The sequence below is a fragment of the uncultured Kriegella sp. genome (assembly GCF_963975415.1).
GTDB lineage: Bacteria > Bacteroidota > Bacteroidia > Flavobacteriales > Flavobacteriaceae > Kriegella.
Window position 1 is genome coordinate 35,959 of the sequence record NZ_CAXBGN010000019.1, and the last position, 22,797, is coordinate 58,755.

12 protein-coding genes and 1 pseudogene are annotated in these 22,797 nt (G+C 39.3%); 2 read left to right on the forward strand and 11 right to left on the reverse strand.

The features are described from left to right. The first annotated feature begins 118 nt into the window (after positions 1 to 118). Complete coding sequence (locus AACZ88_RS23310; RefSeq protein ID WP_339716031.1) at positions 119 to 889, forward strand: polysaccharide deacetylase family protein; 771 nt, start codon at positions 119 to 121, stop codon at positions 887 to 889. 64 nt (positions 890 to 953) lie between these two features. On the opposite strand, the gene AACZ88_RS23315 is transcribed toward AACZ88_RS23310, so the two are convergent. From AACZ88_RS23315 to AACZ88_RS23365, 11 genes are all read right to left on the reverse strand, one after another. Continuing rightward, entirely contained in the window at positions 954 to 2,216 is a 1,263-nt protein-coding gene (locus AACZ88_RS23315; protein ID WP_339716034.1) for a sialidase family protein, read from the reverse strand. Between the two features lie 73 nt (positions 2,217 to 2,289). Next, on the reverse strand, positions 2,290 to 3,108 hold the full coding sequence (locus AACZ88_RS23320) for an aldolase/citrate lyase family protein (protein ID WP_339716037.1): 819 nt from the start codon (positions 3,106 to 3,108) through the stop codon (positions 2,290 to 2,292). 58 nt (positions 3,109 to 3,166) lie between these two features. Continuing rightward, on the reverse strand, positions 3,167 to 5,866 hold the full coding sequence (locus AACZ88_RS23325) for a sodium/solute symporter (RefSeq protein WP_339716039.1): 2,700 nt from the start codon (positions 5,864 to 5,866) through the stop codon (positions 3,167 to 3,169). After that, a complete protein-coding gene (locus tag AACZ88_RS23330; RefSeq protein ID WP_339716042.1) occupies positions 5,850 to 7,505 on the reverse strand; it encodes a sialidase family protein in 1,656 nt (551 codons plus the stop codon). Before AACZ88_RS23330 ends, AACZ88_RS23325 begins: the two co-directional genes overlap by 17 nt. 29 nt (positions 7,506 to 7,534) lie before the next feature. Further along, entirely contained in the window at positions 7,535 to 9,259 is a 1,725-nt protein-coding gene (locus tag AACZ88_RS23335; protein ID WP_339716044.1) for an arylsulfatase, read from the reverse strand. A 271-nt stretch (positions 9,260 to 9,530) separates the two neighbouring features. Beyond that, a complete protein-coding gene (locus tag AACZ88_RS23340; protein ID WP_339716047.1) occupies positions 9,531 to 10,724 on the reverse strand; it encodes a sialidase family protein in 1,194 nt (397 codons plus the stop codon). Positions 10,725 to 10,753: 29 nt separating this feature from the next. Beyond that, complete coding sequence (locus AACZ88_RS23345) at positions 10,754 to 12,199, reverse strand: RagB/SusD family nutrient uptake outer membrane protein (RefSeq protein WP_339716050.1); 1,446 nt, start codon at positions 12,197 to 12,199, stop codon at positions 10,754 to 10,756. 23 nt (positions 12,200 to 12,222) lie between these two features. Next, on the reverse strand, positions 12,223 to 15,492 hold the full coding sequence (locus AACZ88_RS23350) for a SusC/RagA family TonB-linked outer membrane protein (RefSeq protein ID WP_339716052.1): 3,270 nt from the start codon (positions 15,490 to 15,492) through the stop codon (positions 12,223 to 12,225). Between the two features lie 121 nt (positions 15,493 to 15,613). Continuing rightward, on the reverse strand, positions 15,614 to 16,546 hold the full coding sequence (locus tag AACZ88_RS23355; protein WP_339716055.1) for a dihydrodipicolinate synthase family protein: 933 nt from the start codon (positions 16,544 to 16,546) through the stop codon (positions 15,614 to 15,616). Positions 16,547 to 16,552: 6 nt separating this feature from the next. Continuing rightward, positions 16,553 to 17,254 (reverse strand): FadR/GntR family transcriptional regulator, encoded by a 702-nt coding sequence (locus tag AACZ88_RS23360; RefSeq protein ID WP_339716058.1) that lies wholly within the window; start codon positions 17,252 to 17,254, stop codon positions 16,553 to 16,555. Between the two features lie 678 nt (positions 17,255 to 17,932). Further along, positions 17,933 to 18,514, reverse strand: a complete 582-nt coding sequence (locus AACZ88_RS23365; RefSeq protein WP_339716061.1) for a TetR family transcriptional regulator — start codon at positions 18,512 to 18,514, stop codon at positions 17,933 to 17,935. A 679-nt stretch (positions 18,515 to 19,193) separates the two neighbouring features. Between AACZ88_RS23365 and AACZ88_RS23370 the strand changes: the two are divergent. Next, positions 19,194 to 22,797, forward strand: a pseudogene (locus AACZ88_RS23370) (hypothetical protein); the annotation flags it as partial.

Here is a 22,797-nt window from a genome sequence, read left to right on the forward strand (position 1 = left end):
TTACAAGGGTCAATCCCTATTAAACGCAGCATACCTTTTTCTTTTAAGTTTGACCGTAAAAAAATAAGTGTTCGATGTATAAAAATGCGCCAAATTTAAAGCAATACCATTTTCAATAATGAGATTTTTCAGTTACCTCTTAGTCTTTCTATTAATTATTAGTACCGGTTGTAAGCCAGTTAAAAAAAATATCAAAAACCCGAAAACAGCAATACTCAGTTTCATTTTTGATGATTTGAACACAACGGATGCACATGTCAAATCTATATTCGATGAATTTGATTTTAAACCTTCATTTGCCCTTACCACCAATAAACTAAACCCAAAAACCGCTCCGCTGTACAAGTCGTATTCCGACGAAGGCATCAGTATACTATCCCATTCATATTCACACATCAAGATGCAGGATCCAGTTTTGGTAAACAGGAATACCCTACTGTACGAACTAAAGGAATCAAAAAAAATAATTGAAAGTTACGGCATACCCGTGCTGGGCTTTGTGACGCCGAATTCGTTCATGCATCCTGATTTTTTACCTTTGCTACAGTCGGATTACAATTATGCTTTTACCAACAATAACAAGGATTCTTATGACAATTCGGTCGAAAAGCTTCATCTTTCGCGCTATGGAATTGAAAGTAACATATCAAAATCCGACCATAACATCAGTACCATCAAAGCCCGTATAGATCAAGCCATCGCTAATAAAGAATTGTTAGTGTTCTACGGTCATGCCTTGCCATCTAATTACCTTGATGACTTTAATGCGCCACGGGTAAATGCACATGACTTGAGGGCCATTCTCGCCTACATAAAGCCAAAGGTTTCGAATCACGAATGTCTTGTTTTAACTTCAGATTTGGCGATACAGAAATATTACGAGGATTAGGCAGCTATTAAAAAGCACTTCAAATGTGTAATTTTTAGTTACTTTTTTTATAATTACGGAAAGTTTATTTGAACTTTATGCTACTAAAAAATAGGGTATTGTTATAACCGAGCTTTTTAACTTTAAGAAGTTCAATACTATCTTTAGTTACCTCGGTACCTATACGCTCCGCCGTTGCTAGAATAGCATTCTCATCATCGATGACGTAAGCACTAAAATTGCCCAATCTGGCCCCTCTTTCGGGAATCATTACTCTTTCTGTTTCAGGCATCACTCGTAACGAAGCCGTATCTACCTTGGCCATAAATAAGGGTGCCCTATGCCTGAACACATGGTCATTGTTTGCTCCTTTTCGAGTATACACCAAAAAAAGGCCATACTTATTTGCCAACCAATGTTGTTGGGTATTATAGCTCCCTAAAATACGGCCATCTGTAAACTTCCATTCTACCGGTTCTTCATAATTCAACCCATCTTTACTAATGGCGACGTAAGCAGAATGGTCTGTTCGCATTGTTAGATAAAAGGTGTTTTCATATTTGGTAATCGATGGCTCGTAGATACCTCTTCCAGAATTCATGGAAATAGAATTTCCAACCGTTAAAGCAGTTAGTTCTTCTCCATCAAATTTAAACTTTGCTACACAGGAAGAATTACGCTCATCATTATTGAGCCAACCTCCTTCGTACATAATCGGAAGCAAAATTTCGCCATTTTCTAAATCAAATCGTTGGGAACACCCCGCCGAAGGCCGATATATTGTATCTCCATCCATAGTAGTGGCAGGAAAACCCAAAGTTTTTAACCCTGACCACTTGGAAATTTCAGGATCATAAATAATGTAGCCAGCACCCCTTCCTATTTCAGGATCGGGATACTGCGCTCGATCGTAAAAGAAAATTTTTCCGGTACCGAGTACCTTTCCCGTTTTTTTATGCCACATGGGATATACATCACTGAAGACAGAATCGAAACGCGAAGATTTTTCGGCGTTCCGCGACTTCTCAACCACCGAAGGCGAAGTCCATGTTTTTCCATCCTTTGATAAACTATAAAACAAATCTCCATAATTATCGGACCCCACAATATATTGTTTGCTCATGGTCGCTAAATATTGATTTTGATCCTGCCCATATGCTGTTGCAAAAGTCTGGCTCCATACAAAATTTGAGTTCAGACCTGTTACAATTGTATCTAAATCAACTTTGAACGTCACCTCTTGTTTTTCCTGTATCTCTTGCTTGCAACTTGTAAAGTATGACATACAAAAAACAAGCCCGAGAGCTTTCAGTACACTAATACGTATGACCTTTATGCGATATATCATTATAATTTTTAAATCCTTTGAATTAATGGCTCCCGACAATCATGAAAACCTCAAGAAAGTTGGCTATCCGTTTTTATATGTTAATATCGGCGCTTTCATGATCTACCCCAGCATCTCCTACGGCCCTTTTAAGTTTCGAAAGGGTCTTGTTCATATGAACTTTAAATGAAATTAAATCTGCACCATGCAAGACTATATTAGCGCCAAGGTTTATCCATTTTAATTCACTTTCTATATCCTCGTATATCATATGAATTCCGACACCCTTTCCTTTATTTCGCGCTTTTTCTATAATATCATCTACTGTAGTTATAAACTCTGGTGTCTGATAATTTTCGGGATTACCTAAACTACAGGAAAGGTCATGAGGACCGATTAAAATACCATCTAAACCCTCGACTTCAAGAATCTCTGGTAAAGCTTTTATGCCTTTCTTGCTTTCTATGTTTACAATCAAAACATTATTCTTATTCGAGTCTGCTATATACGACGATAAATGAGCTCCAAAAGCATTAGAGGTTTTTAACTGATCTTTTAGCAAACTACCCTTAACGGGTTTATTTTTTACGGCACCCATCAAATCAAGAACCTGATCGACCGATTCAACATATGGTGCAATAACGCCCGAGGCGCCACCGTCTAATACCATTGATGCTAAATATGGATCTGGGCTGGGAATACGAACAATCGGTGCTATATTCATATTTTGATAAACGACGCACATCCAACTTAATTGGTTCCGGTCAATTGGAATATGCTCGGTATCTATAAAAACAAAATCTACACCCAAGGATTTTACAACTTTAGGCCACATTGGTGATGTAGAAACGGTGAGCGTTCCATAAACCCTTTTTCCTAATCTCAAACATTCAATTATTTCGTTTCCCTTCATTTTTTTATATCATTTGCGCTAGATTGACTAGACATACCTTTCTCAAGGCTACTAGTAATTATTTGTCCCTAAAAACCAGACTTGCGATGTACCCGACCAAAAAACAAGATATTACCCCGGTGGCCGAATACATTAATAGATGCACGGGTTCTGACATCGCCACCAACACCTGTACTACGATGCTAACCGCAATCCCTATCAAAACCCCAATGGAATTGGCTTTTTTGGTAAATATTCCCAAGAGGAAAACCCCGCCCAAGCCACCAATAACCAAACCAAGGACCTTTTGGAATTCATCCCAAAGGGATTTTACATCCATAGTGGCCATCATAAACGCAAAAAGAGTTCCCACGACACCAATTATCAAGGTTGCCCTTCTAGCTAATTTCAGCTCACCAAGATTTTTATTCCAGCCAAATCGAAAATGGATATCCGTGGCATAGGAAGTTGCAGCTGAATTCATACTACTGCTCAAACTGCTCATTGCCGCTGCAAATATTGCAGCAATCAACAGTCCAGATACGCCAGCCGGTAACTCCGAAACTATATACCAAGGAAAAATAGCATCATTATTTTCAAAGGTCGGGTTCATCTCATTGGGGTAATTCTTAAAAAAAGCGAATAAAGTCGTGCCCACAAAAAAGAATATCAAAGTAGCCGGAATTGTCAGAATTGCATTGGTCCAAACACTTTTTTGAGCTTCTTTTTGGGTCTTGGTAGTCAAGTAGCGCTGTACCATTGTCTGGTCTGTACCATAAGTAGTGATATTGGCAAAGATGCCCCCCAAGAGCATTACCCATACCGTAGGTCGTTTTAAAGACCAATCAAGGTCAACAATATTAAATTTATCATTGGTGTCAGCCATTTCAAATATACCCGATACCCCACCATCTATCGTATTGATCATTAATATCAACGACCATATAGCTCCTCCCAACAACACAATCACTTGTACTACATCTGTCCAAATTACCGCTTCTATACCACCGTATATGGTATAAACCATACTTACTACCCCCATTAATGAAATACAAACAAAAATATCAATACCCGTGACCACATTCAATGCGATAGAAGGTAGAAACATTACAACACCCATGCGGCCAATTTGAAACAAAATAAAAGACAAGCTACCCACAAGTCTGATTGTCAGATTGAACCTAGCCTCTAAAAATTCATAGGCAGTCGTGACATTGAGCTTTCTAAAAAAAGGAATAAACCCAAACACAATTAACGGCGCCACCAAGAAGATGGTCATATTGAGCATAAAATAAGACCAATCTGTGGCAAAAGTCTTTGCAGGAATGGCCATAAACGTAATGGCACTTAGTGCTGTTCCAAAAATACTCAACCCGGCTGCCCACCACGGAATACGACCACCTCCCTTAAAATAATCTTCCGTACTTTTTTGCCTTTTTGAGAAAAAATACCCCATCCACGCCAGAATAAGAAAATAAAGAACGATTACCACGATGTCTATGATACCAAGGTGTTCGGCATCTCTATCTATTTTGATTTTGAGAATTTCCGGTGTTCGAACACCGGGTCGAATTTCCCCGGAGGCCACCACGATATCTTCTCCCCATGCGACGGCCGTAGTAGTTACTTGCCCCGTACTCGGCAGCTCACCTAACTCATAAAACTCTTGAGAAATCGTATTAAATCCGAATATTTTTTTCCCAAAACCAGGGTGGTCAACAAGATGTTCTGACAATTGCCCATTGGCTAATTCCAACATTTGACCAACCTCTTCGCCATTTTCCAACTGGCTTTCCAATTTGGCTATCCTGTTTTTAATCTTAATCTCTTTCTTTGCCAGACTACCATCGGAACCTGAGGTAAAAATAATGGAACTTGCCCCAACGGGAAATGCAGTGCCGGCCATTACCTTGAATTTCTGGTCTATTCCTTCAGCAATTACTTTCCATTCATCGGTAGATGGGTTATAAACATGAGCATCGAATAGTGGATCCCATTCCCCATTAAAATCAATATTCCGTCCTGAGAATAGGTAAAAACAATTGTCTAAACCGTTGCTTTGGGCGGCACCCACGGAAAACGCTCTAGGCTTGCCCTTCCATGGGGTTAATTTTTCCCATTTTCCAAGACCATTATTGCCAGCAATCAAATCTAGTTTGAAAAAAGAGTTTTGTGCCGCACCTCCAAAATCGGAAATTCCTCCAGCGACATAAACCGCATTGTCCACCTTTGCAAATGCGAAGTTGGTCAATGGTCGGGGCAAACTAGGTCCGGGTCTAATCTCTATTTGATCAGTCTTAGGGTCGTAGTCTATAAACCAGCTCTCGGAGATACACGTATCTAGGGTATTACCACCAAAACATAAAAGTCCATTATTAGTTTGAATCGTACCTCCGTAGGCGGCCGTAAATGGAATTTTATCAGACGTAATTTGCCATTTGTATTCGCCTTCTTTGCCTTTCTTAAGTATAAAAATATCGTCGTGATATTGCTTTATTCCACCATCCCATGGCATCTTATCAGGAAAATTAGCTCCACCCGCCACAATCAATACGTCATCGTCGACACCGATATATGCTCCCGCGACCCCTGGTTGAATTTGCAGACTAGGGTTGGGGGGCAAATCAGGAAGGTTTGAAAACCCGAAATAACCATCTTGGCTATATGCCGTGACGTGGAAAAGCAACAAAAGAATAAGAAGAAAAAGGAGGCTCGTGCATTTCAAATGCGCAACCTCTTCGAGACCGTCGTCTTGAATTGTACTATTTGATGAGTTCATCAATTTTTATTTTTTGAAATGTCATTTGCACTTGACTTCCTTCGTAAAGAATTCCGATATGATCATTGTCGACAGAGGTAATACATGAATATCCTGAGCCACTCCCCTCATCAAGCTCCATCCAATATTTGTCTGGCCAAGTTTCACCATTATCTAAACTTACTTTTATAGTCTGTTTGATTCGTTTGTATTTGGAATTGGGATTGGAAAACAATAAAATACTCTTTGAAATACCTTCAGTATCCACATAATTATGCCGGTGAATACTGGCCATACATGTAGGCTCTATGAGGGCGCCATGCGAGCTAGGATGTTCTGACCAAGTTTCTCCCAGATCATCTGTAACCATAACCGCCCGACCATTGGTTTCCGATTTATTCTCCCTATTTCGATTGTCTCGAATGTTTAGCATAATTGAACCATCGGAAAGTTCCACAGCCATACATTCGGTTGTGCTATGAGAAGCCGGTTTACTGGTTTTCCATGTTTTCCCACCATCTTTGGTGTACGTAATATTGGAAAATGGAAGACCATTTTCATCTCTTCCTTGTGTAGGCATAACCAAGGTGCCATCTTTGAGAGTAATTCCATGTCCAGGTGCCGGTGCCCAGAGCCACCATTTCGGATTTTTGCACATCTCCGTTAAATTAATGGGCTCACTCCAGGTCTTTCCATCATCAGTACTTTTGGTGATCAGAAATTGACTGCTTTGTTTAACCCCCAACCCTGGTTGAGACCCCTTCGTTCTCCATTGGTGGTTCCATTCTTCACTATCTTCGGTCAAATTTTCTACCCAAATACCATCTGCATTAATTACTCCATGCATCCAAAGCCCGGCCAAATATATCGTTCCGGTGTTCTTGTCTACCAAAATATTGGCATCGCTGACCCCATTGAATTTTTGTGGCAATCCGCCCCATTCTCCCATATCAAGCGCTATACGCATTGGTTCCCAGGTATTGCCCCCGTCGGTTGAACGACTCACTCCAATATCCATATTACCTTGTAGGTCCCTGCGGGAATCCCGTCGAACATCATAAATCGCCAATAAACTACCTTCATTTGTGGTGGTCAACCCTGGAATACGGTAGGTGTGCACATTATCTTCTTGATGTTGTCGTACGGCTACCCCGATACGTTGGCCCACAACACCATCTGAGTTTGACACTCCTAGTTTTTGGTCTCCTACTGTAACAAAATCAATTTTGGCATAGACCTTTTCAGTTACATCTGAATTATCCTCCAATTCATAAGAAACCCAAAAATAATTGTTCCCCTCTTTTAGTGTTTGAGAACCTTCCAGACTCAACTCTTTTGAAGATGGTTTTAAAGATTTAAACAACACCTGATCGCTGAACAATGAATCTTGCCCTGCATAAAAAACACGAACGTTCTTTACATTATCCAAGTTGGTTTCGCCCATATTGAGTTGAATAGCATTTACTGATTCATCTTCAACACTATTATCCAATTGAATTCTTAAAATAGGGTTGTTTTCTTTACCTATTAGTACAGGGTAATTGAATGTTTTGGTGGTAAGCCTTTCATTAACCTCTGGGTCATTTTTACAGCCTAATAAAATTGCCAGAAAAAATAGCAGTATCATTTTCATTACTGAAGTAGTTTGATTTATTTTCATCAATATAATTGTTTAAAAGTGACTTGTTTTCAATATGTTTCGAGATTAAGGTCCCTATAATTGACTACCCCATTATTATCGGCCCAGTGTTTCCAATCTTTTGAAAGTTCTTCAACAATTTCGGGAAATTGTGCAGCTAGGTTATTGGTTTCTGTTCTATCTATTTCTAAATCGTACAACTCCCAATTCCCATGGTTTTCAAACTCCATCATACTAGACCAACTACCGGGATATGCCGATACCAATTTCCACCGATCTCTTATTACGGCCCGATTTCCTTCGTGTTCCCAAAACAAAGGTTCTTTTCTGTCCAACCCGTTATTTCTAAATGATGGCACCAAGCTTATTCCCTGTAGCGCTTTTATAGAGTGGCCATTATTTTCAGTAGGATAGGTTGCTCCTGAGATTTCCAAGCAGGTTGCCATGATGTCCATAACATGCCCCCTTTGATGGCGCATTGTTCCCTTATCTTCTATTCCGTTTGGCCAATGGACTATAAAAGGAGTAGATATACCTCCTTCATGCACCCAGTTTTTGTGCATTCGAAAGGGAGCGTTGGATAGATTGGACCATTTGGGGCCGTAACTACCAAAAGTGTGTTCAGGACCCAACTCCAAACCAACGAAATCACCTGAAGTTACTATTTCGCCGTTCTTTGTCTTTTCTGGAATCAATGGACTTTTCCATGGCGTTCCCCAACGTTCAACAGTATTATTTATATGGCCTTCCGCTGAACCACCATTATCAGATAAAAAGAAGATAATGGTATTATCCAATTGTTCATTAACCTCAAGTGCCCGCATGATATTTCCTATACCTTGATCTATATGCTCTATCATTCCGGCATAAGCTTCCATTCTCGACTCCTGCCATCCTTGATTGGGCTCATCTTCCCATGATATACTCATTCCATCACGTTCCGGTAATTTTGTTTCCGGCCTCAGCATGCCCAGATTTTTCAACCTACCGAATCTCGTACTACGTAAACTATCCCAGCCCTTTGAAAATCTCCCTCTATGTCTATCAATGGCCTTCTTCGTGGCATGTAACGGATAATGGGGAGCAGTATAAGCTAGGTACAAAAAAAATGGCTTTTGCGTTTCGCTTGCTTCATTGATATATGACACGGATTTCTGAGTCAATGCATCGGTATAATAAAACTCTTTTGGTGGACTAATGAAGTTATTATTTTCCATTAGACCAACTGGGTTATATTGACTTCCATAGCCTGGAAGGGTGCCGTAAAACTTATCAAACCCTCTTTGAATTGGCCAGTTATGGGTTGAGTCCAATGGCTTTGTAAAACGGGTCAGATGCCATTTCCCTGCCATATAGGTGATATAGCCGGCTGATTTTAACACTTGCGCAATTGTTACGGATTTTATGCTCAAATCCCCTTTATAACCCTCATAGCCCAAATCGTTCATCATATGTCCAATTCCTGCTTGGTGAGGATACAATCCGGTCATTAAACTTGCCCTTGTGGGGCAGCAGCGTGCTGCATTTCGAAATTGGGTATATTTTAGTCCATTATTCGCTAGAGCATCGATATTGGGAGTTGGTATTTCACTACCATAGCAGCTAATGTCCGAAAACCCGAGATCGTCCAACATCACTATTATAATATTAGGTTTAGAATATTTCCTTGTTATATTTTCTTGATGCTTTGAAAGACATGAAGTAAAAAAAAGTAAAAAAAACATCAAGATTAAACGCACGTAAATTGCTTGTGTGCCAAAGGCGAAATTTGTCATTTATTAAAATCTTTAAAATGGCAGCAATCAAATGAAAGAAGAAATGCCAATTATAAATTCAAATCATTTTTCCTGCATAAAATATTGAGTGCCATTCTTTTTAGAAAAACATGACCATAATGGGCTAGTTAAAAACTTAATAGAGTATTGAAGCAGAAGTCTCCCCCTGCTTCAATTTCTAAAACTAAACTGAACTAAACTAACTCAACTCTTCCAGTTATTCCCGGTAGTTTGTATTTCCCGCGAATCGTATGATGCAATGACGTTACTCTTATTTCATAATGTTTTCAATAGCACCCTGTTCTTGTCTTTTCAACTTCTTTAACCTATTGTTTAAAAGATCCACCGAAAATCGAAAAGAAAGAATATAAGGTTGCTCGCCCGCATCCCAATGGCCATAGGTAGTGCAAACCAAAGTGCCATCAGGTAATAGCTCCGCTGCCGGGTATGTGGAATCCCATCCCTTTGTATTGTCTTTGAAGCGGATTCTAAACTGGCCTTCATAACCATTTTTTAGATCATCCCAGCTTCCGACCCATCCTACCCAATCTCCCTCTGTAGGACTCAGCTCATTACCAGGCCTATTGCGAGGCGTATTATCCCTGAACTGTATCAACAACCGGCCATCGGGCATATATATTCCCTGATGGCGATCACCATTGAGCGATCCAGGCATGGGTTTTGGTTTGCTCCAAGTTTTTCCCTCGTCGGAACTGAACATGATCTGACTATTATAGTTACGGGCGTTCTCCCTTAACAACATGGCAATTTCACTCTTATCAGGACTATAAATTAAGCCCGCTTCACAAAGATGATGGCTTGCGGCCCTATACAATTCTTTCGGTTCTCCCCAAGTGAGTCCCCCATCTAAACTTTCTACCTGATATAAGATCATAGATTTTTCAGGACCACGAATATGGAAAGTTGCCAAATAATGACCCGCTTCCTTTAATGGAATGCAATCGGCCATTGCGACAATTCCTTTGTAGGTTCCGATAGGTTTTAATTCCGACCAATTCTTCCCTTGGTCTTCCGATACCGACATTCGTATGGCTCCTTCTACATGATCTTGGGTCCCACTGAACATAATCAGTCTATCAACACCTTTGGCATCGGTTGTAGGATAGATAGTAGGCACCTCTTTACTTGTCAACCAACTTTCGGGAGTTTTCATACGCGGAGACCACGTTTTACCTCCGTCATTGGATTTTTTCATGACCACGCCTCCCTTTCCATGACCCTTGGGATATACGCAAATTATGGTTTTACCATCTTTTAAGAGCACTGTTGTGGGGTGCCCCAAGTATTGGCCTTTTTCTTTATCGACAACAACTTGCAATGCCTCCTCATTATCTAAATCAATTATGGGAAGATCAAAGCCCTGTTTACCGAATACTTGGGAAAAACCACTCGTAGCTACCAATAGAAAACTAACCTGCCACGCAAAAAACAATACTCTTTTCATCTTTAAATTTTAAAAATTCATACGCATTTTCAATCATAACCTTCCGTTTGTTCAATCAGGGTATTTTCAGCCATAACCGACTGACTTACTGACCAATACAAAGGGGTTGTCATCCCTTGTAAATTGGGAACAAAACTATAGACGTCAATGGTACCGTCTGCATGGAACCTTCTCAGGTCCCACCATCTTTTCGGCTCTAAAAACAGTTCGCGCCCTCTTTCTGCCAATATTTCGAGATTGACGGAACCTTGTTCCATCAAACCTGAATAATCAGCATTTCCCGCCCTATTTCGGACAAGATTTAATGCAATCACGGCATTTTCCAAATCATTTTTTGCCGCATAGGCTTCAGCGCGCAATAATAGCATATCGGCCCACCTGTAGATAATAAAATCATTGGTAAATAAGCGAACCCCATCGATGATCTCTCCGTAATATCTCGTTTGGGAATAAGAAATTATTGGTCCGCCTGATTCTAAATAAAAAGGAAGAAAGGTTCTATCTTGCCTTACATCCGTATCATTAGCGAACAGGCTTCTTGTATGCTCGCTGGGGGAATAGTTGTGTCTGACATTACTACTACTTCCTGGAACACCCGGACTTGCTTCTGGGTCATAATTGACATCCCTGACAGAAAGCGTACTTGCGTAATGATTTCTTACTTCATCACGATCGTTAAAAATCGCAAAAATTATTTCATCATGGTTTTTGGTATCAAAAACATCTGCAAACGAATCTAAGAGCGAGGCCCCTTGATTTTCAATATTCTGAATAGCAGACAAGGCTGCATCAAAATCTGCCGCACCACCACCCAATACTTTTCCCGTCCACATTTTTACATCGGCCTGGAGTGCGTAGGTCGCTGGTTTTGATGCAAAGTTCTTATCGATAAAACCGTCATTTGGAAATAGTGATAGTGCCTCTGAAATATCGGCATTGATTTGTGTAAAAACTTGTGCCACGGGCGACCTTCTGACGACTTCGGTATCCGGCGATATGACGGGTTCTAAGAGTAGCGGCACATCACCCCAAATTTTAGCCATAAAGAAATAGTATGTTGCCCTTAAAAAAAGCGCTTCCGCTTTCAATTGATCTCTATCCGATTCTTTAGAAAAAGCAAGGTCATCGACCACATATAACAAGTAGTTAATATTGTTAATGGCTCCATAATAAGTCGTCCATGAAGTTCCATTGGTTGCAGTAATATTCTGACTCCATGCATCAGATACGGTACCGATTACCCCAACTTCAAAACCATCTCCCCTATCCTCATGATAATACGTATTATTGTAATCATCCTTTAAGTCTCTGTAGATTCCTTGCAACAATGCCTGAGCCTCTTGCCCATTGGCCGGGAAATTTCCAAAAACAATATCAGAAGGTACTTCTGTATCTAAAACATCCTCACATCCGACAAGACCAATTAAAAGCACACAAAAAATTGGGAACCTAAAAATTCTATATAAGTTTTTCATAATCAAATTTTGTTTTCAGTTTATTAAAAAGAAGCAGTTAATCTCAGTCGTAGCTGAAAAGGCCTTGGATATATTCCTTCATCTGTACCATCAAATTGCTCAGGTGTCAAGCCATCATATTTGGTGATGTAGCCCAAATTGTAAAATTCTAAACCAAGACTGGTATTGCTCATTCCTAATTTCCCACTAATATCCTTAGGAAATAAATAGCTCAAAGACACTTCTCTAAAAGATAAATAATCTCCCTTTTTAGTGTAAACATTAGATTGTCTATGATGGTTTCCTGGTCCGTTATCTGCCCCCGAAGCATTATCATACCTGGGCAAGGTGGCGATATCTCCTTGTTCTTTCCACATGGCATCGCTAAGCACGTCGGTATTGGTAACTACATTATTTCTTGAATTGGCATTAGACCTAGCCCTAAAATTATTCCAAATAACGTGACCCATTGCCATGTCTTGTACCAGTCTTAACGTAAACCCTTTATAATTAAGCGTATTTACCATTCCTCCCCGAATATTAGGATCTATATAGCCCATGAATACCCTGTCTCGTGAATCTATAATATTGTCTCCATTTACATCTTTCCAGATAGCATCCCCACCATTTTTGGCGCCACCGTATTGAGACCTATAATACCCAGACATGATTTGATCGTCAGGGGCATTTGCAGCCTCCTCGTCGGTTGCATATACACCTATCATTTCATAGGCCCAAACTCCGTTAGGTCTTTCCCCCTCAGCTAGACCGCCAACACGTTTTTCATTGCCATTTTCATCCCAAATTATGAGCCCTCCGCTTCGGTTTTTATCAAATTCGTTGTCTGGTAATTCGGTAACTTCGCTTTTATTATATGCAATATTTGCAGCCACATTCCAAGAAAAGTTTTCTTTGGCAATAATGGTTCCATTAAGTTCCACTTCCAAGCCTTGATTACTAATGGATCCAAAGTTGCTTCTGATACTACTAAATCCGGTTTGGGCAGGAAGCGGCATATTCAACAACCTGTCTGAGGTTACCTTATCATAATAGTCGAACAAAATATTGAATCGATCCTTGGCGATACCTAAGTCCACCCCAATATTGGTTTGAGTGGTCGTTTCCCACTTCAGATTCAAATTTGGTAGTTTTGAAATTCTAACGGCACTGCCCAAAGCGTATGAAGTAGAGGCAAACCCTCCTTGGGTATCGGAAAGGGCCAAATTGTCGTTTCCGGCCTTACCCCAACTTCCCCTTATCTTAATTTTGCTAATTAAATCTGATTTCCAAAATTGTTCTTTGTGCACATTCCATCCTGCGGATACCGCAGGAAAAACACCAAACCTATTATTTTCGGAAAATCTCGAAGACCCATCACGCCTGATGCTAAAACCTATAAGGTATTTACGCGCATAATTATAATCCAATTTACCGAAAAAGCTCATTAATTTATTCGTAGAAATATCGGAAGAAACCCTTTCCCTTTCGGTCTCGGATGCATTTAAAGTTGATATTAAATCGGTAGGTGCATTACTACCGCTACCACTAAAACTTTCGTAATGATTTTTTACATATTGCGTTCCCAACAAGACATCAAGGTTGTGGTTTTCTTTATAGGTGTTCGTATATTTTAAAAGACCATCCAACATTACCTGATTTTGGGTATCATTAAATCTAGACATAGCCCTGTTGGTTATCTCCCTTGAAGCTCTTTCAAAGAAATTGCCATTGCTTTCAAATCTGTAAACGGAAGCACTTGGCGAAAAAGAAAGTCCTTTTACAATATCCCAATCAAGTCCGATTTTACTACTTGTTCTGAATTGCTTTCTTTCATCATCTTGATAATACAATTCATGAAATATATTTCTTGGTGAGCTGGTATTTTCACCTAATGCGGGTGTACCGTCATCATTCCAAATTCTATAGGTATGTGGTAATCTAGAAGATCTATTAATTGTATTGTTTGTGCTTCTAGGCTGGTCGACATCATTGAACTGGTAGGTAAATTGGCCATTTACCCTTAATTTATCATTAACATTAAATGAGCCATTCATCAAAGTATTAAACCGTGTTGCTTCAGTTCCAATAACAACACCTTCTTGATTTAAGTAGCCCGCACTTATATTATAGCTCCCCATTTCAGAAGAACCATTCATACTAACGTTTATATCGTGACTTACCGCTGTTCTAACCCTTATCTCATTAAGTTCATTATCAAGAAAAATAAGTTGTTTTCCCGTTACGGGATCTGTCATGGTTCTATAGCCATTATTTAAGAGATTGTCGACATAGCCCTGCCCCTCTAAAGCCGTCAAATCATCTAAGTAAGTCAGTGCAACACGCTCAAAGCCAAATTCACCTTTTTCGGTTACCTCTTGCACGGAATAGCCAAAATTGGCATTCGACAACCTTGCTCCAGGACTATTTAAGCTTATACCCTTTTGCGCCGCAATACGAGATACCCGAAGATAGTCTTCCACACTCGTCCAATTATAATCTTTTGCCTGCTGATCCACTCCGGACGAGTAGCGAATATTTATACTTCCCTTACCTGCTCCCTTGCCCGTTATGGTAGTCACTAAAATGACCCCATTAGCCGCGCGAGCTCCATATATTGCAGTAGAAGCAGCATCTTTAAGAACTTCAATCGATTTAATATCACTTGGACTAACTCCATTCAGGTCTTCTCGAAAAACACCATCGATTATATAAAGCGGTTCGTTTGCAGCGGAACGGGGGTCGGTTTGTGTCCCCCCTCGAATATATACCGCTGCTCCAGAGCCTGGCTGTCCCGAGTCAACATTTACACTTAGACCGGCTACTTTTCCCTGTAAAAGCTGAACCGGGTTAACGGCGGGACTATTTTGAATTTCAGTCTGTTTAATTTTAGACACAGAACTAGACATTAATGACCTAGATTGCGTTCCAAAACCAACGACCACTACTTCATCAAGACTTTCTGTAGATTCTTGAAGCGTAATGTCGACAACCCCTCTACCGTTTAATGATATTTCTTGTGTCGCCATGCCCAAATACGTAAAAATCAAAGTAGCGTTTGATGCGACCTTAATACTATATCGTCCGTCAAAATCAGTAGTGACTCCATTTGTAGTGCCTTTTTCTACGATACTGACCCCTGGCAAGGGTACCTCAGAATTATCTGATACAACGCCAGAAACGGTAATTGTGTTCTGTGCAAAACCCGATATAGTACATAGACAAAAAAAGACCATTGGAAAACTTCTGAACATTGCTTTCCTGAGCATAGAAAGAACAATATTCCTTTTCGCTGGTGAATAGCTTGCTTTTTTCATAAATTTGAAGTGTTAAGAATTAATTCATGTTTTTTTGAGTTAATAATTGCCCTGCGCCGCAAACGCGGGGCTTTTTTCTATTCTTATAAATCGATATTTCAACTTTTTTTACTACACTATTTCATTCTAATTGGGGAAAAGAACGGACCATTTCAAAGAACCCCCAATCGCGAAGTTCTGATTCAAAGTTCACCCGCTCATCAGGCGTAAGTTGAGGCATTGGTTTTCGACAAGCCCCACAATCAATACCTAACAACCCCATTAAAGCTTTCCCAGAAACCAAGGCGCCATGATATCGAATCAAAATAGCTATAAACTCGATAGATTTCCGTTGTTTTTTCCTAGCACTCTCGATATCCCCTTTTTGAAAATCTTCGATTATACCGTAATACAGAGGCGCTATAAAATTGTACGTGCTGCCAACGGCCCCTTCCGCTCCAAATGCCAACCCTGCTATCAACAGCTCATCATAGCCATGCAGAATATCCCATTTACCATTGTCCACCGAAAGGCAATTCGACATTTCCATTAAATTGTTATCGGTGAATTTGATTCCGGCAAGATTGGGTATCTTATTTTCTGCCTGGTTCAGAAATTCGGTCATTGAAATATTTACTCCCGATAAGACCGGCATGTGATAATAATAAAATGGAGTTTCAGGTGCGGCCAGCGCAACATCCTTACAAAAGTCCACCAAATCCTCCACATTTTTGGGCCCCAAGAACGGAGGCCCCATTATGGCAATGGCATCGGCACCGGCCCTTGCCGATTCGTAAGCTATTGTCTTGGCACTGGAAAGACTCGTACTCCCCGCATGGGCTATCACACGAAAATCATCAGTTTTTTGGTCAATCCAAGTCTTTATAACCGTCAACCTTTCTTCATCGCTCAACAACATTCCTTCTCCGGTAGTCCCAGCAACGAAGGCGCCTTTCACCCCCATCCCCTTCAGATGATCGGCATACGACTCAATAATTTCTAAGTTCACTGAACCTTTTTCATCCATTGCCGTAAATGGAGCAGCAATCAAACCTTTTGTTTTATATTTTATCATTCTATTTTAATAATTATAAAAGAACTCCCAATAGGGCCTTAAGTGTCTCCTAATTTTTTCTTGGTATAAATTCTTATCACCATCTTTTATCGTTTGCAGCAAATCGCTGTGGGTAACAACACCATCACTTTCCTGTAACTTTTTGTTGATCGGCTCAAAATAACTTTCATAGTTATGTTTGGCAAATACAAAAACGGGTTGCATCAACTCATAGAAATGCAGTATAAAATCGTTTCCGGCTACTTCATATATCTTCTTATGAAATTGCATTTCATCTTCAATGGACAAGTTATTTACCCCAATTGCCTGTTGCCTTGAAATAATCTGCTCAAGCTCAGCAACATCTTTCGCCGTAACATTTGTAAACAAAAATTCAGCGATACCGACCTCTAGCGCAATCCTCATCCCCATCAATTCCTTTATGCTGGGAACACTTAAAAGTTGCGGATCCAATACCTTTTTAAAACCATTCAACAACGGAGGTTCTTTGACGATAATCCCCCTTTTTGTACGTGATTCAATGATCCCCAACATTCTTAGACGACTCAAGGCCTCTCGCACCACATTACGTCCTACGCTGAACATTTCAACAAATTCTTTTTCATTCGGAAGGGGGTCTCCCGGGGTCAGATTATTAGCCCTGATATATTCTATGATACTTTCTTCGACTTGATCTGTCAATGTCGTAATGGCTAGTTTAGACTTCATATAATATCTATAAATCCCTTTTGTCCTACAAATATAACAAAACGGATTAAATGACAAAATTTATTGTGAGAATTAAGAGAAGCCCTTACTTATAAAGGTCATTCGGGGCATCTATTTACAAATAATCGGAGTGTGTTAAGAAACTAATCTTTCTAAAAAAGTCTGGAGTTTTCCTCGGAATCGTAAAAATTAACAAAGTGGATATACAAAATATCCGTATCCTCTTCATATCAAACATTCAGTTTTTTTAACCGTGAAATCAACTTTAACACTATTGAAACGACGACTGGCAGATGAACATAAAACCATCCTCACCAAAAAACAAGAGAAACTTTAACACAACCTTCCCAAGCCCTTTTCATGGCAAGAATGATTCTAAAGGAAATTCGATCGGCAAATATAAATTTCCCGTATTAAGAATCAATACGGCCCACCTATAGTTAATAATTGGTAGCACAGAAAAGACAAGCAAGATTTACAAGAAGCTAGCAAAACCATTTTTAAACGGGCCACTTGGTGCAGTAGAATTTGACCATAAAATCAAGCATATTAAAAGCGTGGTCGTTCGATTAAAGAAGAGAGCAGGATCGACCCAAAAAAGCACCCGTACAAAGCCGTATTTTTCAACCATAATCGCAAATCGACTTTGGGTACATTAAAAACATCGATAGTTTGAAATCAATCCCTTTTGTCGATGCCCCCAAAGATGTAATCGGTTATTTGCTTTTCCAATTCTATACTATTGACCTTTCCTTCTTTGGCGATAGTTAGGCTAAAAAGCCATCTTAATGAAGAGAATACCAAATAAGTAGCCACTTCAAGGTTCATTCGCCTAAACTGTTCTTCGTTTATGCCTTCTTCAATAATACTTTCCACCCGTGACAAATACTCTTTTCTTAATACTTTAAACTCGCTAAGCTTAGGTTCTGATAAATTCCTCCAATCGTACACGAATAGTGCTACTTGATAAGGTTCTTGAATCGTGAACTGTACATGTTTTGAGATTACATATTTCAGTTTTTCGCGTGGAGAAAAAGTAGATTCAATAATATCGCTTATATAGCCGTTGAATTCTGTAAAAATATTGAAAATATAGGTTTCCAAAAAGGCTTCCTTTGAATCAATGTAGTTATATACATTGGGTACTTCAAAGTTGGAGTTTTTGGCAATATCGCCCATCGTAGTCGCTTTGAAGCCTTTCTCATAAATCAATCTCAAAGTATTCTCAAAAAAAACTTCTTTTTTACTGTTTGTCATCATACTTGGGGGAACTCGGTTAATGATATAACTTTTGTGAATTATTTTCAAGTAACTAATATATGAACAAACGTTAATATTGCTAATGATATTATAATTTATTTGTCTTTTGGTGATAAAGTAATTCGCATGCGCATTGAAAAGATTCTTGCTGCCGAATTGTTGAGGGGTATGATTCAATGAAAAAAACAACCCCTAATAATCATATTTAAAGTCAATTAAATCAAATAGTTTAGTGACACAAAACTTGTCAAATACCTTAATTTATCATGATTTAAACTTCAATTTAAAAAATAATAATGGCTAAAATCATGAAGCCTCTCTAGATAAAATACAGCTTATAGTTCCTTAGAAAATTATACTCATATCAAGTGGTAAAAAATTATATCCTTGTCGATTTGAGTGGAGTATTCTTCGATACTTCCGTTAAACTCAACATCTAGTTAACACCATTTAAACTTGAAAATGAAGTATTTACATTGCAAAAATGTAAAGCTTAACAGGATTGGCATACAAAATATTATCGTTCACAACAAAAAATATATTCAGAAAATCTGTTATTCTATTTTTGATTAAATGTTAATTTTTTAAATAACGTTTGTTAATTAACACTGACAATTGAATTCTAATTGAAAGAATAAATTCAACAAAATCACCAACTATATAGTTAAACGCTAACCAAATGGCAACCTTCATTTCGAAAGAAAAAAAGAACTACGACAACCTCCCTAAAAAACAATCAGCTATGATCTGCTGCTATCCACTCAACGTAAAGACCTATAATTCGATAGTATCCATGCCCATGATCAAGGGAATTGGGATACTATTCTTTTTTGTGTTTATGGGAGTTCATCAGTTAAGTGCACAGAATTTTGAAAATGTTGCCGTTACTGGAGTAGCAACTGGCAACAATACAAATAACACCTTATTTTTTGCCAACTCACCGACAATACCTTCTTTAACTTATATTAGGGCACAACGAATAGCCGGACCAGCAAACGGTTATTTTTGGCATAACGCTGATAATATAGTATATACGCATAATAGTACAGGTGCCGATAGAATTAGATTTTCCTTTTTAGATTCATCTCAAAACCCAATACCCCTTAATGATTTTAGATTTGTTATTAATGATATAGATGGACCAAATAATGAATCGTTAACAACAGACTGTGGGGCATCAGTTCGCTTTTCAGGAACTGCCGATCCAACTAATCTCATAATTGATGACACACCTCCCGATTTAAGCGCTACGGGTAGTCAAAACGAAAATAATGGCAGCCGTAGTAGGGTCATGTATGAATATAATGACGTAAATATTGTAGAATTCGGTACTACTGCAAATAATGGTTTTCTAAAGCAATTTGATTTAAACAATAACGACTTTCCTATTGGTCTTCCCTTATATTCGGTTTGTTTAGATGATTCTGATGGTGATGGGGTAACTGATGATATTGATATAGACGATGATAATGATGGAATATTAGATAGTGTTGAATCAGGTGGTTTCGATCCTAATGGTGATAATGATGGCGATGGTCTTCCAAATTATTTAGATACAACAGATAATTCAGGCCAGTCTGCCACTTACATTTCAAGAGCCGACGGGTCTCCAGCAGATTATACAGATTTAAACTCAGATGGTGTACCAGATATTTATGAAGCAAGTCAAGACAACGATAGTTTCCCAAACCACTTAGATTTAGATTCAGATGGTGATGGAATTCCTGATAATATCGAAGCCCAAGCAACTGGATCCTACATTGCACCATCGGGCCTTGATTCTGACAATGATGGGTTAGACAATGCCTATGAAGGCACCGGAAACCAAGGTTTAACCCCAACAAATACAGATGGAATGTTTGGCGTTCCAGATAGTGTGCCTGATTTTTTAGATCCCGATAGTGATAATGATGGAATACCCGATACAGTTGAAGCATATGATACTAACGGCGATGATATCGCAGAAATCACTGCTTCTGGAAACGATACTGATTTAGATGGAATAGATGACAGTTTTGATTTAGATTCGGGTGGTTTGACCAATTCAAATGCGGCGACTAACAATAACCAAACTCCAAATACATTTCCCGATGATGATCCAGCAGGTGGCGAAAGAGATTGGAGAGACCCACGAGATAGTGATGGTGACGGCACTTCGGATAACACCGATTCAGATGATGATGATGATGGTATAGTTGATTTAGAGGAATACTCGGGCTTAGATCCATTCGGAGACGAAGATGGTGACGGTATTTTAAATTTCAAGGATGTAAGACAAGATGTTGGTAATACGGGCGACGGAACTGCAACTATTTATACCGATGCCGACGGTAATGGCCTACCAGATGCATATGATGTTGATAATGATGGGTTGCCAAATCATTTAGATTTAGATAGCGATAGTGATGGCCACCCCGATGCCACTGACCCTAATCCTTATGCACCAACAGTACAAGATGATTATGCCAATGCTACATTGGGGGTTGCCACCAATATAAATATTTTAAGTAATGATGATTACTTGCCCAACAATGACACCAATAATCTAGGCGAAACTACAATTACTAGAACAGGTGGAACCGCAGGCGGAACGGCAATTTTAGATGCTCTGACAGGTGAATTGGCTTATACGCCTTTATTAACTGAGAATGGGTCAACAGTAACCGTAATTTACCAGGTTTGTAATACTGATCCCAATCCAGATGTTTGTGATATTGCTACTGTAAATATTACAGTAACTAATGATCCGGATACTGATGGTGATGGCACCCCAGATTCTAGTGATACCGATGACGATAACGATGGTGTACTTGATGGCGATGATAATGCTCCCTTTGATCCAAGTAGTTGTCAAGATTTAGATGGTGATGGCTGTGACGACTGTTCGGCAACGGCAAATAATGACTTTTCTGTAGGAAACAATTTCGATACGGCAAACGACGGCACCGATACCGATGGCGATGGAATATGTAACAATACCGATACAGATGATGATAACGATGGTGTCGTCGATGCCTCGGATAACGCACCTTTAGATCCAAGTAGTTGTCAAGATTTGGATGGTGATGGTTGTGACGACTGTTCGGCAACGGCGAATAATGACTTTTCTGTAGGAAACAATTTCGATACGGCAAACGACGGTACCGATACCGATGGAGATGGATTATGTGATGCTGGTGATACGGACGATGATAACGATGGTGTTTTAGATGGTGATGACAATGCACCGTTAGACCCAAGCAGTTGTCAAGATTTGGATGCTGACAGTTGTGACGATTGTTCGGCAACGGCAAGCAATGATTTTTCAGTCGGTAATAACTTCGATACCGCCAATGATGGTACCGATACCGATGGTGACGGACTTTGTGATTCAGGTGACACTGATGATGATAATGATGGGGTTTTAGATACTGATGAATTAAATAATTGTACAAATGCTCAAATTGAATGGACACATAATGAAAGTGGGGGACAATCAGATAGCGCAACATTGCCCGCCGGCTCTGAAACTTATTTTACAAATGCTCAAACTGTCATTTTTGGTTCTGGTGTGGATGAAACTACAGATAATTATGCTTTCACCTATTTAATTAGAAATGCGACCGAAACAAATTTTGCAAATGCTAAAATTGATAACGATTATATAGAACTGTCCTTCACTCCAACCGAAGACTTGTCTTTAAATACGATAAATTTAGGATTCTATTCAAATTCTTCAGGAGACCCTGAATATAATGCTGGTAACTTTAAAATTGCTATAGAATTCAGCACAAGTAGTTCTTTTACAAATCCAAATTTATTATTTCAAGATATCCAAATTGGTAATATGATCGATGGTGGATATCTTTCAATTCCAAATTCTGTTCCAAACCTAAGTTTAGAAGGCAATACGCCTTCTTATTTTAGATTTTATTTTTATGACGAGCAAAATTCAGATCCACTAAATCGTGTAAGGTTTGATGATGTTCAATTTATCAATGTGGTTAAATCCTCTTGTGATACTGATGGTGATGGAGCACCAGATTATTTAGATGTAGATAGTGATAACGACGGGGTGGTTGATGGTAGCGATACTGACCCCTTGGACCCATCTGTATGCCAAGACCTCGACGGGGATGGTTGCGACGACTGTTCCGCCACAGCAAACAACGACTTTACTGCAGGAGACAATTTCGATACCACCAACGATGGTACCGATAGTGATGGCGATGGTATTTGTAATTTGGGAGATTTAGATGATGACAACGACGGCATATTGGATACGTTGGAAAGTCCCTCGGGGA

What these genes read in the sequence shown, in the direction of transcription:
- AACZ88_RS23310 (WP_339716031.1), top strand. Translation starts at nt 119, where the DNA reads ATGAGATTTTTCAGTTACCTCTTAGTCTTTCTATTAATTATTAGTACC.
- AACZ88_RS23315 (WP_339716034.1), bottom strand. Translation starts at nt 2,216, where the DNA reads ATGATATATCGCATAAAGGTCATACGTATTAGTGTACTGAAAGCTCTC.
- AACZ88_RS23320 (WP_339716037.1), bottom strand. Translation starts at nt 3,108, where the DNA reads ATGAAGGGAAACGAAATAATTGAATGTTTGAGATTAGGAAAAAGGGTT.
- AACZ88_RS23325 (WP_339716039.1), bottom strand. Translation starts at nt 5,866, where the DNA reads ATGAACTCATCAAATAGTACAATTCAAGACGACGGTCTCGAAGAGGTT.
- AACZ88_RS23330 (WP_339716042.1), bottom strand. Translation starts at nt 7,505, where the DNA reads ATGAAAATAAATCAAACTACTTCAGTAATGAAAATGATACTGCTATTT.
- AACZ88_RS23335 (WP_339716044.1), bottom strand. Translation starts at nt 9,259, where the DNA reads ATGACAAATTTCGCCTTTGGCACACAAGCAATTTACGTGCGTTTAATC.
- AACZ88_RS23340 (WP_339716047.1), bottom strand. Translation starts at nt 10,724, where the DNA reads ATGAAAAGAGTATTGTTTTTTGCGTGGCAGGTTAGTTTTCTATTGGTA.
- AACZ88_RS23345 (WP_339716050.1), bottom strand. Translation starts at nt 12,199, where the DNA reads ATGAAAAACTTATATAGAATTTTTAGGTTCCCAATTTTTTGTGTGCTT.
- AACZ88_RS23350 (WP_339716052.1), bottom strand. Translation starts at nt 15,492, where the DNA reads ATGAAAAAAGCAAGCTATTCACCAGCGAAAAGGAATATTGTTCTTTCT.
- AACZ88_RS23355 (WP_339716055.1), bottom strand. Translation starts at nt 16,546, where the DNA reads ATGATAAAATATAAAACAAAAGGTTTGATTGCTGCTCCATTTACGGCA.
- AACZ88_RS23360 (WP_339716058.1), bottom strand. Translation starts at nt 17,254, where the DNA reads ATGAAGTCTAAACTAGCCATTACGACATTGACAGATCAAGTCGAAGAA.
- AACZ88_RS23365 (WP_339716061.1), bottom strand. Translation starts at nt 18,514, where the DNA reads ATGATGACAAACAGTAAAAAAGAAGTTTTTTTTGAGAATACTTTGAGA.